The organism is Fusicatenibacter sp., from assembly GCF_050872605.1.
Lineage (GTDB): Bacteria > Bacillota > Clostridia > Lachnospirales > Lachnospiraceae > Fusicatenibacter.
Window position 1 is genome coordinate 1 of the sequence record NZ_JBNMHD010000082.1, and the last position, 2747, is coordinate 2747.

The window sequence follows — 2747 nt, forward strand, 5'->3', positions numbered from 1 at the left end:
ATTTGCCTGTACGGGATTTTCCCGTATAGGTTTTTCCTGTGTAGGTGTTGGCGCTTTAGGCTGTTCCAAAATGGTGTACTCGATAGAGCCGAGCTGCCCGTTTGCGCCACGGACACGCGCTCGGACAAGATAGCCGTGTGCCTCCAGCTCCCGAATGCCGCCGCTGATGCTGTCAATGCCGTCCTTGCAGATACGGGCAAGCCCCTTCATGGTGTAGTCCCAATTCTCCGGCAGGGACAACATGAGAGATAAAAGTCCCTTCGCTTTCAGCGACAGCGACATATCCCGCAGGTGATAGTTGGACATGACCGTGTAATCTCTGGTCTTTTCGATACGGAATACAGCCATCTTCGCACCTCCTTCCTCTGAAAATGAAAAGTGTTGATTTTGGGCGGTTTGCTCGTCTGTACGCCTCCGCCGTCTCCCGCATGGGAAAACACCCGCGCCCTGTTCGGAAAGCAGGCTACAGCGAAAGAAACAGCAGCTTTTCCACCCTAATCACAACACTTGAATTTGGGTATAGAAAAAGGGCGGCTGTCTTAAAAACAGTCGCCCGAAAAGGGGATATATACAAGTTATTTGCTACTCGTCCGCCTTGAAAACCGTTGATATTACTGGCTTTTTCAAAAAGTTCTGTATCACCACTCGCACCAAAAAGAAAAACACCACCCAATCGGGCAATGTCATTAAGATAATGACATAAGGCTAAAGGCCACACCTTCAGAGATTGAGTGCATCCCGTGCGGGATGCACTTTTTCTGTAAAAAGAGCATGGCAAGCAAGCGGATTGAAAAATCCGCTTAAAAAACACTGTTCAAAACAGGAAAACTATGCTATTTTATAGAGGAAACCATTGAACCTTTGTCGGTTTAGGTTTCTGGGAGCCTTTCGGTTGGGACGGATAGGCACAAGATTTCTGGAAATGTTGGTTTCAGCATCTGGCGGAGCAACAGATTCCCTGAGAAACAGCCTGCAAATATGTACTGCGGCAGAAAAGTTTGTCTGGTAAACGTACTTTTCGCTTTGGTAGTGAATGGCAACGTGGGAAGTGACCAATTCACAGAAGTTGTACATAAGACATCTGGCGAAAATCTCCTGGGAAATGTACTCCGCCTTTTTGCTTGTGGGCTGCTTTAATCCAATGGTGTACTTTAATTCTCTGAAAGAAGTTTCAATACCCCAACGCAGGCTATAAAGGTGTTTTATTTCCGTGGGAGAAAATTCGTCAGCGGACAGATTGGTTATTACAGTTTCGTAGGTATCATCAGAAATTTGAAATCTGACAAAACGAACATTCAGATCATAATATTTGTTATCATGCAGATCAATGAAATCAAAAGGGGAGGAATTGGGAAGACAGCGATACCGTGCTGGATCGTCCGCTTTCTTCTGCTTGAAAGCGTTGGTCTGTTTCCTTGTCAGAGTAATCGTTTTCCATTCGTCAAATTCGAAGTTTGGCGCAAAGTGGAAAGGGCAGATCATTCCAGCTGTATCCCGAATACGGATGAGGTATTTCCAATCTTTCTTTTCGATGTGGGCAATTCCATTGTAAGCTTCATAATTTCTGTCCGCAATAAGGATAGCCTTAGGAACGGAGGAACGGTCAGTCATCTGCACCAGTGCCGCATTCTCATTCATCTTTCGTCCTTTCTGGATAAGAATGTCCTGATAGGTTCTGTTCAGCAGATCATATACAGCGTTGATATGCAGCAGACTGTAATGCTTTTGACCATTGCTTCCGGGATAATAGGAATCCACATCCTGCGGATCAGCAAAGATTTGGAGATCAGAGCCGTCTGCCGCAAGCAACCGGTAACCTTTGTAAAGACGCTCTTTGACAGTGACTTCGGTAAACTGATGAAACAGATATTCCATAGCTTCCGGCAGAAGCTGTGCTCTGCGTTGCACGAAAGCTGAAGTGGAAGCCGTATCTGCGGAGCAATGAAAATAGTCGATCAGCTCATTTCGGAGTGAACCTCCACCCATAGAAACCAGGACTTCCAGCACTTTTTCAAATGGAAGTTTCCTATCCCGGCTGAAATTTCGCTTCGGGTCAGACACATACAGCCAGTAGTGACTGGACATTTCATGGATAAGGTCATGCAATGTAGTTTTTAGCTTATCAATATATGTTATCATCGAACAAGCCTCCTTAAAAATGCTTACAAGGCGGCTTGTCCGATTTTTTGTACTTTGTCAAGTGCTTTTTGATACTATTTAAGAAAATTTTTGATATTTTTGAAGAAAAAAGTACCCCTATGCCACGAAAATGTAGCATAGGGGTAGCACTAAATTAACTTAATGGTATTGTCCGATGGATGTCTCTTTTTCTTATGCAAAAATGGTCATTTTCCTTGCAAAAAAACAAATTCTATGCTATATAGTTAGGAAAACCCTGACGAAATCATCGGCAGACGATCTGTTCAGAGTTTCCTTGGAAATAGAAAGGCGGTAGGGTATGCAGGTAACTTGGTATTCCTTTCGGGAAAAGGTATTTCCCATACTGAAAATCGTGCTGGCTATGATCTGGCTGGCAAATCTTGCCCATACGGAGGCATATTTCAGCATTTATATTTTGATTGCCTTTTTCTCCTTCTATGTAAGCGTGAAAAAACCGGAGACGGGAACACCGGGCAGGGGCGGAAAGCAGCTTGTGTGGATCCTGTCGGGGCTGTTCTCTCTGGCGGTGCTGCTGGCCAACTATCCGCTGTGTACTCTGGTTCGGGATCCGGCTCGGATCGGCAGCA

The 2747-nt window shown here is 45.0% G+C and carries 3 protein-coding genes; 1 reads left to right on the forward strand and 2 read right to left on the reverse strand.

Features of this window, described 5'->3' with window-relative positions:
• Both ACY2VT_RS14240 and ACY2VT_RS14245 read right to left on the reverse strand, forming a co-directional pair.
• A partial coding sequence (locus ACY2VT_RS14240) for a helix-turn-helix domain-containing protein (protein ID WP_461880338.1) occupies positions 1-348 on the reverse strand: 348 nt, incomplete at its 3' end.
• Between the two features lie 480 nt (positions 349-828).
• Positions 829-2139, reverse strand: coding sequence for an IS4 family transposase (locus ACY2VT_RS14245; protein WP_461880339.1), 1311 nt, complete (start codon positions 2137-2139; stop codon positions 829-831).
• A gap of 319 nt (positions 2140-2458) precedes the next feature.
• Between ACY2VT_RS14245 and ACY2VT_RS14250 the strand changes: the two genes are divergently transcribed.
• On the forward strand, positions 2459-2747 hold a 289-nt coding region (locus ACY2VT_RS14250; protein WP_461880340.1), incomplete at its 3' end, for a hypothetical protein.